At 62.8% G+C, this 15,306-nt stretch carries 10 protein-coding genes; all 10 read left to right on the top strand.

What is annotated here, in order from left to right:
- The first annotated feature begins 51 nt into the window (after positions 1–51).
- The 10 genes from V1293_RS33680 to V1293_RS33725 all read left to right on the top strand — a co-directional run bounded on the left by V1293_RS33680 (position 52) and on the right by V1293_RS33725 (position 15,299).
- Positions 52–1,614, top strand: coding sequence for an ABC transporter substrate-binding protein (locus V1293_RS33680; RefSeq protein WP_334515839.1), 1,563 nt, complete (start codon positions 52–54; stop codon positions 1,612–1,614).
- Between the two features lie 4 nt (positions 1,615–1,618).
- Entirely contained in the window at positions 1,619–3,202 is a 1,584-nt protein-coding gene (locus V1293_RS33685) for a GMC family oxidoreductase (protein ID WP_334515840.1), read from the top strand.
- A 174-nt stretch (positions 3,203–3,376) separates the two neighbouring features.
- The gene (locus V1293_RS33690) at positions 3,377–5,461 is read left to right on the top strand and encodes a hydantoinase/oxoprolinase family protein (protein ID WP_334515841.1); all 2,085 of its coding nucleotides are present in this window, start codon (positions 3,377–3,379) and stop codon (positions 5,459–5,461) included.
- A gap of 2 nt (positions 5,462–5,463) precedes the next feature.
- Positions 5,464–7,122, top strand: a complete 1,659-nt coding sequence (locus V1293_RS33695) for a hydantoinase B/oxoprolinase family protein (protein WP_334517025.1) — start codon at positions 5,464–5,466, stop codon at positions 7,120–7,122.
- A 49-nt stretch (positions 7,123–7,171) separates the two neighbouring features.
- On the top strand, positions 7,172–8,170 hold the full coding sequence (locus tag V1293_RS33700) for a TRAP transporter substrate-binding protein (RefSeq protein WP_334515843.1): 999 nt from the start codon (positions 7,172–7,174) through the stop codon (positions 8,168–8,170).
- Positions 8,171–8,180: 10 nt separating this feature from the next.
- Positions 8,181–8,774, top strand: coding sequence for a TRAP transporter small permease subunit (locus V1293_RS33705; RefSeq protein WP_334515845.1), 594 nt, complete (start codon positions 8,181–8,183; stop codon positions 8,772–8,774).
- Between the two features lie 55 nt (positions 8,775–8,829).
- The gene (locus V1293_RS33710) at positions 8,830–10,134 is read left to right on the top strand and encodes a TRAP transporter large permease (protein ID WP_334515847.1); all 1,305 of its coding nucleotides are present in this window, start codon (positions 8,830–8,832) and stop codon (positions 10,132–10,134) included.
- A gap of 805 nt (positions 10,135–10,939) precedes the next feature.
- Complete coding sequence (locus V1293_RS33715) at positions 10,940–13,252, top strand: TonB-dependent receptor (protein WP_334515848.1); 2,313 nt, start codon at positions 10,940–10,942, stop codon at positions 13,250–13,252.
- Positions 13,253–13,506: 254 nt separating this feature from the next.
- On the top strand, positions 13,507–13,938 hold the full coding sequence (locus V1293_RS33720; protein WP_334515850.1) for a ParB N-terminal domain-containing protein: 432 nt from the start codon (positions 13,507–13,509) through the stop codon (positions 13,936–13,938).
- Positions 13,935–15,299, top strand: coding sequence for a Y4yA family PLP-dependent enzyme (locus tag V1293_RS33725; RefSeq protein ID WP_334515852.1), 1,365 nt, complete (start codon positions 13,935–13,937; stop codon positions 15,297–15,299). The genes V1293_RS33720 and V1293_RS33725 overlap by 4 nt, the downstream gene beginning before the upstream one ends.
- The last annotated feature ends 7 nt before the right edge of the window (positions 15,300–15,306 follow it).

Raw genomic sequence — 15,306 nt, forward strand, 5'->3', positions numbered from 1 at the left:
AGCCGTTTCCAAATCCTCCCAGACTTTCCCCACGAACCTGAAAAGGCACCCATGTTCAAATTGAAGGCTTTCATCCCCGCGATGTTTTCGCTCGCGCTCGTCGCGGCTCCGGCGGTTACGCCGGCCCATGCCGGCGGCAATCTTGTCGCGGTGCTGGAAGCGGAAATCGCCACGCTCGATCCGCATTTTACGCCGGCTTATATCTCGCGGACCTTCGGATTCATGGTGTTCGACACCCTGTTCGCGAAGGACGCCAAGGACGAAATCAAGCCGCAGATGGTGCAGGACTGGAAGGTTTCGCCTGACGGACTGATCTACACGTTCACGCTGCGCGATGGCCTGAAATGGCATGACGGCCAGCCGGTTACATCAGCGGACTGCGTCGCATCGCTGCGACGCTGGGGGCAGCGCAACGCGCTCGGCCGACGAATCTTCTCTATCACCGCTTCGCTCGAACCGAGTGACGCCAGGACTTTCGTGCTGACGCTGAAAGAACCTTCGGGCCTGGTGATCGACGCGCTCGGTAATCCCGTGAGCCCCGTCGCCTTCATGATGCCCGAGCGTGTGGCCAAGACGCCCGCCGATCAACGCATCAGCGAAATCGTCGGCTCTGGACCGTTTGTCTACAGCAAGGCGGATCACCGCACCGGCGATCGCATGATCCTGAAGAAATTCGCCGATTATGTGCCGCGTTCCGAACCCGCCGACTTCCTGGCCGGTGGCAAGCGCGTCAACATCGACACGCTGGAAATTCGCGTCATCCCCGACGGCTCCACCGCGGCATCCGCGCTGCAGACCGGCGAAGTGGATTTCATGCAGTACGCGCCGTTCGATCTGCTGCCGGTTCTCGAAAAGAACGCCAAGGTGAAGGTCGTCAACTTTACCGGCGGCAACATGTTTGCCGGCGCCTATCGCCTCAACGCCGCGCAGAAGCCATTCGACGATCCGGCGATCCGGCGCGTGCTGTGGAAGCTGGTCGATCAGCGCGAGGTGTTGGACGGGCTGGGCCTCGATGCCAAATACGCCACACCTTGCGCAACATTCTTCACCTGCGGCACCACCTATGACAGCAAGGCCGGAACCGACGCTGCAGCGAATCCGTCCGTTGAGGCGGCGCGCGCGGCACTCAAGGCGACCAAATATGCCGGCGAGCCGATCATTGTGATGCAGGCCAGCGACCTCGAGGCGCCGCGCGTTTCGGCGCAGGTTCTCGCAGAGAAACTGAAGCAGGCCGGCTTCAATGTCGATCTGCAGGTGATGGATTGGGCCTCGGTGCTTGCCCGCCGTACCAAAAAGGAAGGCTGGAGCGTTTATGGCGTTCACGCCGGCGGCTTCGATCTGGCCTCGCCGCTCACCAACGTCATGGTGGCGTTCAACTGCGTCGACTTCACGGGCTGGCAATGCGACCAGCGCATCACGCCGTTGCTGGATGCCTTTGCGAAGGCACCCGCGGAGGAGGATCGCAAGAAGATCGCTGCCGAGATCCAGACCGTGATGTACGATCAGGCTCCGGGCATTCCGTGGGGACAGTTCGCTCAGCCGGCCGCCTATCGCGCCAATCTGCGCGGTTTGATACCGTCTGCGATTCCGATTTTCTGGAACATCGAGAAGTAACGCCATGTATGACGTCATTGTAGTCGGCGGCGGCTCGGCCGGCGCCGCCGTTGCGGCCCGGCTCTCCGAGGACCCCGCCAGACGCGTGCTGCTGCTGGAAGCGGGCCTCGACTGGCGCGCCGATGAGGCGCCCTGGGAAGTCCGGACGCCGAACCCGATTCCGATCATTCACAAGCGCGAATATCAGGAGAAATGGCAGTGGCCGAATCTGCTGACCCGCCGGGTGGCAGGGCAGGAGGCGCGCTTCTACTGGCGCGGCAAGGGCCTCGGCGGCAGTTCGATGATGAACGGGCAGATCGCCATCCGCGGTGTTGCGGATGCGTTCGACGAATGGGCGGCCGGTGGTTGCACCGGATGGTCGGCAAAAGAGGTAATGCCGCTGTTCTCGGTCATCGAGGATGATTTCGAGTTCGGCGACAGCGCAGGCCACGGCCGTGACGGGCCGCTGCCGGTTTATCGCGCGCCGCCGGACAAGTGGGGCCCGATCGATCGTGGGCTCCGCGACGCCGCGCTGGCATCGGGGTATCCGTGGTGTGCCGACCTCAACGGACCGGATGGCGAGGGCGTCGCCTGCTATCCGATCAACAGCCGCGACAGCCGCCGCATCACCACCAATGAAGCCTATCTGGAGCCGGCGCGAGGCCGCGCAAACCTGGAAATCCGGGGGCACGCGCTGGTCGATCGCGTCGTGATGAAGGACGGCCGGGCCACTGGCGTACTGGTTCACATCGAAGGACAGGGCAGTTTGGAAATCAGCGCGCGCGAAATCGTGCTGTGCGCTGGCGCCATCCACAGCCCGGCGATATTGCTGCGTTCGGGCATCGGCCCCGCCGACGAGCTGAAGGCGATGGGCATCGCGGTCGAACGCGACCTGCCGGTCGGCAAGCACTTCTTCGACCATCCGCTGTTCCGCGCCACGATCCAGCTGCGCGAGGAATTTCGGCCGACCGACCCCGATACACGTCATACCAACTGCTGCGTGACGTATTCGTCCGGGCTTGCGAATGGCGGCAAGCGCGACATGATCCTGATTGCCTTCAATCACCGCGGCATCGGCGCCCCCGGCGCCATCGGCGCAGGTCTGTTCAACGCCTACTCGCGCGGTCATTTGAGGCTGGCTTCGACCGACGCTTCGATCGACCCGATCGTCGAAGAAAATATGCTCGCCGATGATCGCGACCTCTTGCGCATGGTCGATGCGGTGAAGCGGCTGGCCGTGCTCACCACCCAGCCGGCACTGGCTGAAATAGCCGAGTGGATTCGCTTGATTGACACCGACCTGACGCTGCCGCAGGCCGCTTCATTGCCGAATGGGGAGCTCGGAGCGCTGCTCCGCCGCGACACCGGCGACATTCAGCATGCCGCCGGTTCTTGCCGCATGGCGGGCTTCAACGACGCCAATGGTGTGGTGAATCCGGATGGCACCGTGAAGGGTATCGCCGCGCTGCGCGTGGCGGACGCTTCGATCATGCCGTTCGATTGCCGCGCCAACACTCATCTTACCACGGTGGTTATTGGCGAGGCGATTGCGCGGATGATGATGCAGAAGATGGACGTGTCGAACAACGCTGCCGCCATGGCACTGTAAGAAAACCCGGAGGTGAGCGTCGTAGTTGCTGGACTAGCGAGCGCGAGTTCGTCAAAGTTGCGCGGCATAGGTGCCCGGCAAATGGCTGGGCACGTGTCCGCGGGCGCAGTCAGTGGCATGGAAATTGCTGAACATCTGGTTACGGTTCGTCGGTCAGCACGCGGAGGTTTTGGAATGCTTGAGGGAGCCGAAGTGCGGCTTGCCGTCGATATCGGAGGCACGTTCACGGATATCGTTCTGGATGTGGGGCAGGATCGCAGAACGCGCAAGGTGCTGACGACGCCCGCGCGACCGGAGCAAGCGGTGCTGGACGGGATGCGCCTCATTCTGGCCGACGCGCGCGCCCACATATGCGATATCGACGTCTTCATTCATGGCACGACACTTGCGACCAACGCCATCATCGAACGCCGCGGCGCGAAGACGGCGCTTGTTGCGACGCAAGGTTTCCGCGACGTACTCGATATCGGTACCGAGAGCCGCTACGATCAATACGACCTTGCAATCGACAAGCCGAAACCGCTGACGCCGCGCGCCCTGCGTTTCACGGTTCCCGAGCGCATCGACGCGCAGGGCGCCGTGCGGTTGCCGCTCGACGAAGCCGCCGTGCGTGCACTCGTGCCCGAGCTGCGTGCGCAGAATGTGGAAAGCGTCGCCTTCGCCTTCCTCCACTCCTATGCCAATCCCGAGCATGAACGGCGCGCCGGCGCGATCCTGAAAGAGGAAATGCCGGGCATCTGGGTAACGCTGTCGTCGGCGGTGTGCCCTGAAATCCGCGAATACGAGCGGACCTCGACTGCGGTGGCCAATGCCTATGTGCAGCCGTTGATCGACGGCTATCTTGCGCGCATGGCCGAGGGGCTGCAGGCCGAGCAGTTTCGCGGCGCCATCTACCTCGTGACCTCGGGCGGCGGCGTCACCTCGATCGAGACGGCGCGGCGCTTTCCGGTGCGCCTGGTCGAATCGGGGCCGGCAGGCGGCGCGATTTTTGCGGCGCAGATCGCGGCGCGTCTCGGTGAGAGCAGAGTTCTGTCCTTCGACATGGGTGGCACCACCGCGAAGATCTGCCTGATCGAAAAGTATCAGCCCGAAACCTCGCGCGTGTTCGAGGTCGATCGCGCCGCTCGCTTTCTGAAAGGGTCGGGCCTGCCGGTGCGCATTCCCGTGATCGAGATGGTTGAGATCGGCGCCGGCGGCGGCTCGATCGCGCGGGTCGATGCCCTGAAGCGCGTCACGGTCGGCCCGGAGAGTGCGTCATCCGAGCCGGGGCCGGCCTGCTACGGCCGCGGCGGTCAACGGCCCGCCGTGACGGATGCGGATGTCGCGCTCGGCAAGATCGATCCCGACGCATTTGCAGGCGGGACCATCAAGCTTAGTTCCGAGCTGTCCAGGCAGGCCTTGTTGCGCGACATTGGCGAACCGCTGGGACTGTCGGCGGAAACTTCGGCCTACGCCGTGCATGAGGTCGTGTGCGAGAACATGGCGAGCGCCGCCCGCGTGCATGCGGTCGAACGCGGCGCCGTCGTCGGCCAGCACACCCTGATCGCCTTCGGCGGCGCCGCGCCGCTGCATGCGGCCCGCGTCGCCGAGAAGATCGGCGTTTCGCGCGTGATCGTACCGTCCAATGCCGGCGTCGGCTCGGCCGTCGGATTTCTTGCGGCGCCCATTGCCTATGAGCTGGTACGCAGCCGTCATGCCAGGCTCGATGCGTTCGATGTCACCGCTGTGTCCGACCTGCTGGATGAGATGGCGACCGAGGCGCGCGCCCTGGTCGAACCCGGCGCCGCTGGTGCGCCGGTGCATGAACGCCGCGCCGCTTTCATGCGGTATGTCGGACAAGGACACGAGATCACGGTCGAACTGCCGAACCGGCGGTTGGCAGCCGCGGATCTCGAAGGCCTGCGCCAGGCATTCGAGACGGATTATGCGGGCTTATTCGAGCGGTCGATTCCGGGTGCTGCGATCGAGGTGCTGAGCTGGTCGGTGCTCGCGACCACCAAGCCGCGCAATCCGTCGCGCGTTGCCGACGTGACGCGCAAGCCGGCCGGAAAAGCCGCGGGCAGCCGCAAGTTTTTCGACGGCCGCGCGGGGAAGGTCGTCGAGATTCCGCTGTATCACCGCGACCAGATGGCGCCGGGGGCGACCATCGCGGGACCCGCTGTGATCGCGGAAGATGAGACATCGACATTCGTCTCGACGAACTTCGACGCCCATATCGACGGTGCCGGCAGCATCGTCATGGAACGGAAGGCGGCATGACCATGATTGAGTCAAGCGGCGCGAGCCTGATCGATCTGCAGATCATGTGGCACCGGCTGATCGCCGTGGTCGAAGAGCAGGCGCAGGTGCTGCTGCGCACGGCCTTCAGCCCGATCGTGCGCGAATGTGGCGACCTCTCGGCCGGTGTGTTCGACCTCAAGGGACGCATGTTGGCGCAGGCGGTGACGGGTACGCCGGGCCACGTCAATTCCATGGCCGAGTCGGTCAAGCATTTCATCGCGCATTTTCCGATCGAGACGATGAAACCAGGCGACGCCTACATCACCAACGATCCCTGGATGGGGACCGGCCATCTCAACGATTTCGTCGTCACCACGCCCTGCTTCAAGGACGGCAAGGCGGTTGCGCTGTTTTCCTGCACCAGCCATTTGATGGATATCGGCGGTATCGGTTTCGGGCCTGATGCCACCGACGTCTTCATGGAGGGGATTTACATCCCGATGCTGAAGCTGATCGATCAGGGCGTCGTCAATGAGACGCTGATGGCGATGATCCGCAGCAACACGCGTCTGCCGATCGACACCGAAGGCGACACCTATTCGCTGGCCGGCTGCAACGATGTCGGCTGCCAGCGACTTGTCGAGATGATGCGCGAATTCGAGATCTCTTCGCTCGATACGCTTGGCGATTTCATCTGTGATCGCTCGCGGGCGGCGGTGCTCGCCGAGATCGCCAGACTGCCGAAAGGCGTCTGGCGCAACAGCATGATCGTCGACGGCTATGATGCACCGGTCACACTCGCGGCGACGCTGACGATTTCGGAAGAGGGCATTCATGTCGACTTCGGCGGTACCTCGAACGCCTCGAAGTTCGGCATCAATGTGCCGCTCTCCTACACCACTGCTTATACCGTGTTCGGCCTCGGCTGCGTGGTCGCCTCGCAGATCCCGAACAATGCGGGGTCGCTCTCGCTGCTGACTGTCGCGGCACCCGCGGGCTCGATCCTTAATGCGCCGAAGCCGGCGCCGGTCGCGTCGCGCCATGTCATCGGCCAGATGCTGCCCGATGTGGTGTTCGGCTGCCTGCGTCAGATCATTCCCGAGCGGGTGCCGGCCGAAGGCACGTCTTGCCTGTGGAATCTCAATGTACGCGGACAGACGCGCAGCGGCGCCGGCGGCAATTACGGGTTCTCGATGGCGGTGACGAGCAACGGCGGCACTGGCGCGCGTTTTGCCAAGGATGGATTGTCGGCCACGGCCTATCCCAGCGGCGTACGCGGCACGCCGGTCGAGATCGCGGAGACGCAGACGCCGTTGATCTTCTGGCGCAAGGAGTTGCGTCCGGATTCGGGCGGCGCCGGCCGCACGCGCGGTGGTCTCGGCCAGATCATCGAGGTCGGCAGTGGCGTCGATGCTCCGTTCGACATTCTGGCGGCCTTCGACCGCATCGATCATCCGCCCCGCGGCCGTGATGGCGGATATGACGGTGAAGCCGGCTATGTCGGACTGAAGTCGGGACAGAGGCTGCGCGGCAAGGGCTTTCAAACCGTGCCGCCAAACGACCGGCTGGTGGTGATGACGCCCGGCGGCGCGGGGATCGGCGATCCCGGGGAGCGCGCGCCGGAAAGCGTGCGCGATGACATCGAAAGCGGCCTGGTGTCGAACGAGAATGCAGTTGCCGTTTACGGTTTCGCGGGCTGACGCGTCCGGCGTTGGCATGCGTTTCGATTTCAACAAAAGGAGAGGGCGTATGATTACGCGACGGACTTTCACAGCGGGAGCGGCGACGATGCTCGCCGCCGGCCATCTCTCGACGCGCGCCATGGCGGCAACGGCGAGCTGGGACTTGTCGACGGTGTGGCCCGACGGTAATTTCCACACCCATAACGCCATGGCTTTCGCCGATGCGGTCAAGAAGCAGACCGAGGGTGCCGTCAACATTACGGTGAAGGCCGGCGGCCAGCTCGGCTTCAAGGGGCCTGAACATCTGCGCGCCGTGCGTGATGGCCTGGTTCCGCTCGCCGACGTGCTCAATATCCAGCAGGTTGGCGACGAGCCCTTCATGGGCGTCGAAAGCATTCCGTTTCTCGCTGTCTCCATGGACGAGCTGAAGATACTGCACAAATATGTGCGGCCCGAATACGACAAGATCGCCGAGCGCAACAACCAGAAGATCCTCTATATCGTGCCCTGGCCGACGCAATATCTTCACCTCAAGGTGAAGGTGGCGGGCGTCGAGGGGCTGAAGAACATCAAGATCCGCGTGCCCGACAAGAACGCCGTCGACATGCTGAACGCGGTCGGCATGGCGCCGGTCATGATTCCCTGGGGCGAGACGATACCGGCACTGGCGTCGGGCGCGGTCGCCGGGGTTTCGACCTCGGCGGTATCAGGCGTCGACGGCAAGTTCTGGGAGTTCATGAAGTACATCTACCCGACCAACCATGTGTGGTCGTCGCAGATGTTGACCGTCAATCTCGATTCCTGGAAGGCTCTGAGCGCGGATCAGCAGAAGCTGGTCGCGGACACCGCCGCGAAGATGGAGCCGGATTTCTGGGCGAATTCGCTCAAGGCCGACGTCGATAGCCTCAACCGCCTCAAGGAGGGAGGCATGGAGGTGGTGCCGGTGACGGATGTGATGATGACGGACATCCGCGCCAAGACTGCGCCGCTGCTTGAGGCCTTCCTCAAGCGCGTCCCGGCGGCGGACAAGCCAGTGCGGGCCTATCTCGCCGAAATCAAGCGCTAGGAGCGTGGCCGTGGCGAGCGTCCTGCCTGCTCCCCCGGAAAGCCTTAACGCGGCGGCGCCGGCGCCGCTGCGTATCCTGCTCGACGCGATCGATCGCCTCGGCCGGCTCGATGGCTGGATTGGCGGCGGCTGCCTGCTGATGCTGACGCTGTTGATGCTTGCCGAGGTCGCGACGCGCTTGCTGTCGAACCTCCTGCCATTCTTTCCTCCGACCATCTCGATCGCCTGGGAGTATTCCTCCTATCTGATGGCGGCTTCCTTCACCTTCGGCGCGGCCATGACGCTGCGTGTCGGCGGCCACATCCGTGTCGTGCTGTTGCTGAAAAACGTGCCAGTGCCGGTCCGGCGTGCGCTTGAGATCCTCTCGGCGTTCGCCGGCTTCGTCTTCATGGCGTTCCTGACCTCGGCGATGGTCAAGTTCGCCTGGGGATCGTTCACGCGCGGGCAGCTGTCGACCGCGAGCGACACGCCGCTGTGGTTTCCGCAAGCCATCGTCACCTTCGGGATGCTGCTGCTGACGCTGCAGTTCCTGGCGCGCGCCATCCAGGCGGCGCTTGGGCTGCCGCTCGAAGATCACCGCATGAAGGCTTCGCCCGTCGAATGACCACGCGCGCAACGAGGGCCGGCGCTGCTGCTGCCGCCGCCGGAAAGCAAGCTCCATGACCATCGAAGTCGTCAGCCTGTTCGCCATTCTGTTCGCGCTGCTGGCGGGGGGCCTCTGGATCGGCTTGACGCTCGCGCTCACCGCAACCTTGCTGCTCGCGATGTTCCGGTCGATCCCGCTCGACAAGCTGCTGCCGCAATACGCCTGGAACATCCTGACCACGCAGGAGCTGCTGGCTCTGCCGCTGTTCATCCTGATGGGCGAGCTGTTGTTCCGCACCCGGTTGTCGCGATCGCTGTTTCAGGGGCTGGCGCCGTGGGCCGGGCTTCTGCCAGGACGTCTGCTGCATGTGAACGTGATCGGCTGCACGATCTTCGCGGCGATCTCGGGTTCGTCGGCGGCAACGACGCAAGTGATTGGCCGCATGTCGCTCAACGAACTGCTGCGCCGGGGTTATTCCAGGGATATCGCGATCGGCTCGCTCGCAGGCGCCGGCACGCTCGGCTTTCTGATTCCGCCGTCGAACATCATGATCATCTATGGCGTGCTCGGCGACGTCTCGATCCTGAAGCTGTTCACCGCCGGAGTCCTGCCGGGCCTGCTGTTGGCGGGGACTTTCATGGCGTGGGTGATGCTGCACACCGCCCTGAACCGGACGCTGGTGCCGGAGGCCGAGGCGAAGCTTGCGCTGGTCCCCTGGCGCGAACGCTTCGCCGCCCTAAAGGACCTTGCACCGGCTTTGTTTCTGATCGCCTGCGTGCTCGGCTCGATGTATGGCGGCCTTGCGACGCCGTCGGAGGCGGCTGCGGTCGGTGTGCTCGGCGCCGCGCTGGTCGCCTGGGGCCAGGGATCGCTGTCGCAGCAGGTGATGCGCGATGTGGTCATCGGGTCGGTGGTCACCTGCTCGATGATCGCACTGATCGTGCTCGGCGCGTCGATCCTCGGGAACGCCGCGGCGTTCCTCGGCATTCCGCAATCCGTGGCCGCTTTTGTAAAAGGCCTTGGCCTGTCGCCCTTCATGCTGATCGTCGTGCTGATCGGCTTCTACCTTGTCCTCGGTTGTTTCCTCGATGGCTTTTCGATGATCGTGATGACGTTGCCGATCGTGCTGCCGATCGTGAAGGCCTCGGGCTTCGATGACATCTGGTTCGGAATCTTCCTCGTGCTTGCCGTCGAGATGGCGCAGATCACGCCGCCGGTCGGCTTCAACCTGTTCGTTATCCAGGGCCTGACGGATGATGGGCTCGGCTATATCGCGCGCGTGACGTTGCCCTACCTGATCATTATGGCCGGCTTCGTGCTGCTGCTGACGCTCTTTCCGAGCATCGTCACGATTCTGCCCAGACTGCTGTACGGATAAACGTGTGAATCGGGCCGACGCGTGCACTGAGAGTGCATTCGCGCGATTTTCGTTTCCAATTTGCTCAGATTGAAGAGACCAATCTGCGGTAGCTTGGTCGCAGTAAATTCCTCAGTCGGTCCAATCAGCTACAGGATCGAGTGGAGACAAAATAGATCGATGAAATGAAGGGTTTATACTGGAAATTCTCCAGCAGCGAAGCGAAGCAGCGGCCGACCGTGATGGCCTTCACTCCTACCAAGTCGGCACATCGAACCACCGCGAGAGCTCATCACGTTCACTTTGATTTGCGTATCTTGCGCTGCGGCAGATGTCGTCGCAATGAGAGCGACGTACAGGAACGAAATGGTGACGCGCAACAGTCAATCATGACGAGGTCTGGAGCGTTCCTGAAAAGGCGAGGCCTATTGCGTTGCCGCGTCCAGGAAAATCATGGCGCTCTGGCGAGAGCGCTCTCGTCTATCTTTCCTGCCGAATTTCAACAGCACTGATTTGTTCCAAAAGCGCTTTTGGAATCTTTCCAAACATGGTGTGAGCTGACTCGAGTCGTCGATGATCGAGACATTCTAAGTTGCAGCGCACGCATTTGCGTTGCGGTCACCATAGCGTCTCTCTAATGAGGCGGTGCAGATCGCCAGCGATCGGAGGTTGCCGATAAGGCGCAGGCAACCAACCCGTAGTGCGAGTCTACGCAGGAGCTGATTAACAGGGTCATAACCGTCGGCCGGACGCGGAGAGCGGATCTTCAATCCATGGTCGTTGCAGGCCGAGCGTAGAACCATTTCACGTTGGGCGACGTATGTTGATGGGAGACTTTCTGGAAATGGGACGTGCAGGTGTGGTTGGGACGGTAGCTCGCTTTGGTGCGGCACTGCTGGGTGGAGTGGCGTTGCTGGCGTGGTTCGAATCGCCCGCTCGATCCCAAACATCGCAAGGCGGCAACTCCCTTCCACCCGTTACTGTCGATGCTCCGACGCAACAGTCGGTCCGCCGCGCGCCAACAAAACGAAATGACGCCCGGATCCGATCGACTTCACGGCGGACCACGGTGCCTGCCGCTCCGCAAACTGAGACCGCCGCGGCGCAATCGCAGCCGTCGCAGCCGGGTGTCGTGCCCGCCTTCGCGGGCGGCCAGGTCGCTCAAGGCGCACGGCTGGGATTGCTCGGAAACACCAACACAATGAAGTCACCGTTCAACGTGACGAGCTACACGGACAAGTTCATCCGGGATCAGCAGGCGACAACCGGTGTGGATGCCTTGATCCTGGATCCTTCCGTGCGCAGTTCCCACCCAACGGGCGGCGTGGTCGATTCCTTCAACATTCGCGGCTTCCCGATCAACGAGGGCAACAATGGTGAGTTCGCCTTCGAGGGCCTTTACGGAATCGCGCCGAGCTACCGCATCTTCACGGATTACGTCGAGCGCATCGAAGTGCTCAAGGGTCCTTCAGCCGCGCTCTCGGGCATCGCACCCAATGGCGGCGTCGGCGGCGTTATCAATGTTGTGCCTAAGCGTGCGGGAGAGGACTTGACCCGCCTCACCGCGAGTTACGGTTCGGCCGCACGATTCGGCGGTCACTGGGACGTCGCGAGGCGCTACGGCGAGGGCAAGGAATGGGGCGTGCGCGCCAGCGGCAGCCTGCGCGGCGGCGATACGCCGATTGACCGCCAGTCCGAAACGACGGGCGTCGGAGCGCTGGCCCTCGACTATCAGGGCGAACGGTACAGGTCCTGGCTCTACCTTATCGCCCAGACCGATCGGTTCGACGCTCCGTCACGTCCGTTCCTCATGGATCCCATGCAGCCCAACCTGCAAGTGCCAAAGGCACCGGACGGCCGGCTGAATGTGACGCAACCCTGGGAATGGTCGCGCATCAACGATCAATCTGTCCTGTGGCGCAATGAATACGATGTGACCGATCAGGTTACACTGTTCGCCGACGTGGGCGGATCGCGGACAAATGTTGAGCGGTTCTTCGGTCTTCCGACGATCACCAACAGCAGCGGCGACACCAGCTCGAAGCCGCAATTCTTTGGACTCAGCATCGACCGACACACCTATGATGGCGGCGTCCGCGCCCGTTTCGATACTGGATTCGTTCGCCATGCCGTCACCTTCCAGGCCTCGGTTTATCATGACGCGCTGTACCGGCGGCTCACCGATGGCAGTACAGTCGCGTCGAACATCTATAATCCGACCGTGGCGCCAACTCAGTTCGCAAACGAGATCCCCGGGCGCCCTCGACTCTCGGACAGTCAACTCACGGGGCTCTCGATTGCCGACACCATGTCCGTGCTCGATGAGCGTGTCCTGTTGACGTTGGGTGTCCGGCGCCAGGGCGTCGAGGGGAACAACTATCTCTCCAATGTCGGTACGCTGGCGAACTCCTACGACAAGAGCGCGACCACTCCTGTGGTCGGTCTTGTCGTCCGGCCGCGGGACAACGTCTCCCTGTACGCGAACTACATCGAAGGTCTGAGCCGGGGCGAGGTAGTGCAGCGGCAGGATGTTTCCAATTTTGGCGAAGTGCTCCCGCCCTACATCGCCAAGCAGTACGAGGCCGGCATCAAGGTGGACTTCGGCCGGGTTGCAACCACCTTCAGCGCCTTCGAAATATCGAAGGCGAGCGGCGAAGTGCTGGCTGGGCGCTTCGGGGCGACCGCCGAAACGCAGGTACGCGGGCTCGAGTTCAATGTCTTCGGCGAACTCATGCCCGATGTTCGTGTCCTTGGAGGCGTTTCGCTGCTGGATGGCACCCTGACGAAGACAGCCATCGCTGCAAACGTGGGCAATACGCCAATTGGCGTTCCGAACGTACAGGCCAATATTGGAGCCGAGTGGGATCTCCCGTGGGTGAGGGGGCTCACTTTGAATGGGGCCGTCATCTACACGGGCAGGCAGTTCGTCGATGCAGCGAACAAGCAGCCGATCCCGGATTGGACGCGGCTCGATCTTGGCGCCCGCTACACGACGGCGATCAACGGCAGGAAGACGACTTTCCGCGCCAACGTTCAGAATGTGACCGGTGAGAATTACTGGTCCAGCGTGGCCTCATTCGGAACGTTCTTCCTGGGAGCACCGCGCACGTATCTGCTGTCGATGACCGTGGACATGTAATCGCTGCTCTTACAGTTCAGTGAGACGCTTCGTGGATGCTTGTGAAGGCTCGGTCATGGGAGAGGAGGTCAGCGCATCTGTTCGTGCGCTCCCCCCGCTGCTGGACGCGCTGATCGAGCAGCTCGTTCGTGAAAAGCCGGCGCGTCCGCAAATCCGCTGTTCTCCTTGTCGCCGCGCATCGACACCAATGAAGCAGCGCGACCCTGAAGGCGCTGCATGAACGGTTCCTGCTCATAAAAATCAGGCTGGCCGATATGAAAGTTTGCCTCCTTTCGCCAACATGCTTGATCCCGACCGAAGAGGTCGATCCCGACAGGGTAGCGGAGCTGCAGGCGCAAATCCTCCGGGCGGGCTGCTGGACTGTTCCGATCACGGCGGAGAAGGACGCCCTCTGCGTGATGGACGGTCATCACCGGCTGACAGTTGCGCACCGCCTGCAACTGCCGATCGTGCCGGTGATTCTCCTGGACTACAACGCAGTGCGGGTGGAGAGCTGGCGCCCGGGCCAGACGATTACGCCAGCGTGCATCCTCGCGATGGCGCGCAGTGGCCGAAAATTTCCCTGCAAGACGACGCGGCATATTTTTGATCAAGGCCTGCCCAATTGCAACCTGCCGTTGGAGAGCTTGCGCCACCTTGCTCCGACAGAGCGCGCCGTAGCCTATGCCGAAAGGGCGAGGTCATGACCTTGCATTGCCACAAGCCCGGCGCGGGCCTTTCACCGATTCTGCGGCCAGGCACGGTGGAGCTCTTGGCTGACAATGGCCCGCTGCTGATCGATTGGGTCGCCCGACATGGGTCCCCGGTCAATCTGATCTGGCCCGATGAGCTGCAGAGGAACCTCGCGGTACTCACAGGCGTCTTGCAGGAGAGCGGTATCGCGCACGCGCTTTATTACGGAGCGAAAGTCAACAAATCGCCGGGGCTGTTGGCCGCAGCTCTGCGCGCTGGAGCCGGCATTGACGTCTCAAGCCTCTATGAGTTGCGAGATGCCAGACGGCTCGGTGCCGACGGCGCACAACTTGTGGCGACAGGCCCGGCGAAGACGGCGGCATTCCACAACGAGCTTATCAACTGCAACGCTCTAATATCGGTGGATTCACCGGAAGAGCTCGAGGATCTGATCCGCTGTCTTCCGGCAGGCGGCGGCCCGGTTCAGGCCGTGCTGCTGCGGTTGCGCCCCACCAACCAGGAGCGCAGCCGCTTCGGCATGCCAGCGGCGGCGATCCGGCATTGTCTGTCGCGCATTGCCGGCGAAAGCCGGTTGCGCTTTGACGGGCTGCACTTCCACCTGAGTGGCTATAGTTGGGAATCGCGGGCACAAGCGATTGGAGAAGCCGCCGGCTTGATCAGCGAATCCCGCGCACAAGGTTTTGCGCCACGCATGATCGACATTGGGGGCGGGCTGCCGATCCAATATGTCGATCAGCGCGCCTATCAGGCGCATCTCGGGGCCCAGATGCCCGAGGACTACCGCACCGGGGCGGTGCCGGCCTCCTTCTATCCCTACGGGGGAGGGCTTTCCGCGGCCGAGTGGCTGCGCTGCCTGCTGCGCGCGCCGATGGCCGATGGCCGCAGCTTCGCGAACTATCTTGTCCATGAGGGGCTGGCGCTGGTGATGGAGCCCGGGCGTGCACTGGCCGATCAGGCTGCGATTTCCGTCTTCCGGGTGTTGCGCGTGAAAACCGTTGGCCCAGATGCCCACGTCATCTTCGTCGAAGGCAGCAGCTTCAGCGCTTGCGAAACCTGGTTTGGCTCCGAATTCCTGGTTGATCCTATCCTGGTTCCGGCCATGTCGCCGCCGGTGGCCGCAAAACCTATCCGAGCTTATCTGGCGGGCCATAGCTGCCTGGACGAGGACGTCCTTTGCAATCGGTGGCTCACCTTTCCCATCGCTCCGCGAGCGGGAGACCTTCTGGTTTACGCCAACACCGGCGGTTACCAGATGGACCTCCTTGAAAACGAATTCCATCGCCACCCGATGCCGAGCCGCCTTTGCGTGGTTCAGGATGCAAAAGGGCAGCCAACGCTCGTTCCCGACACATAGGAGAGGC

Source organism: Bradyrhizobium sp. AZCC 1693 (assembly GCF_036924745.1).
Taxonomy (GTDB): Bacteria; Pseudomonadota; Alphaproteobacteria; order Rhizobiales; family Xanthobacteraceae; genus Bradyrhizobium.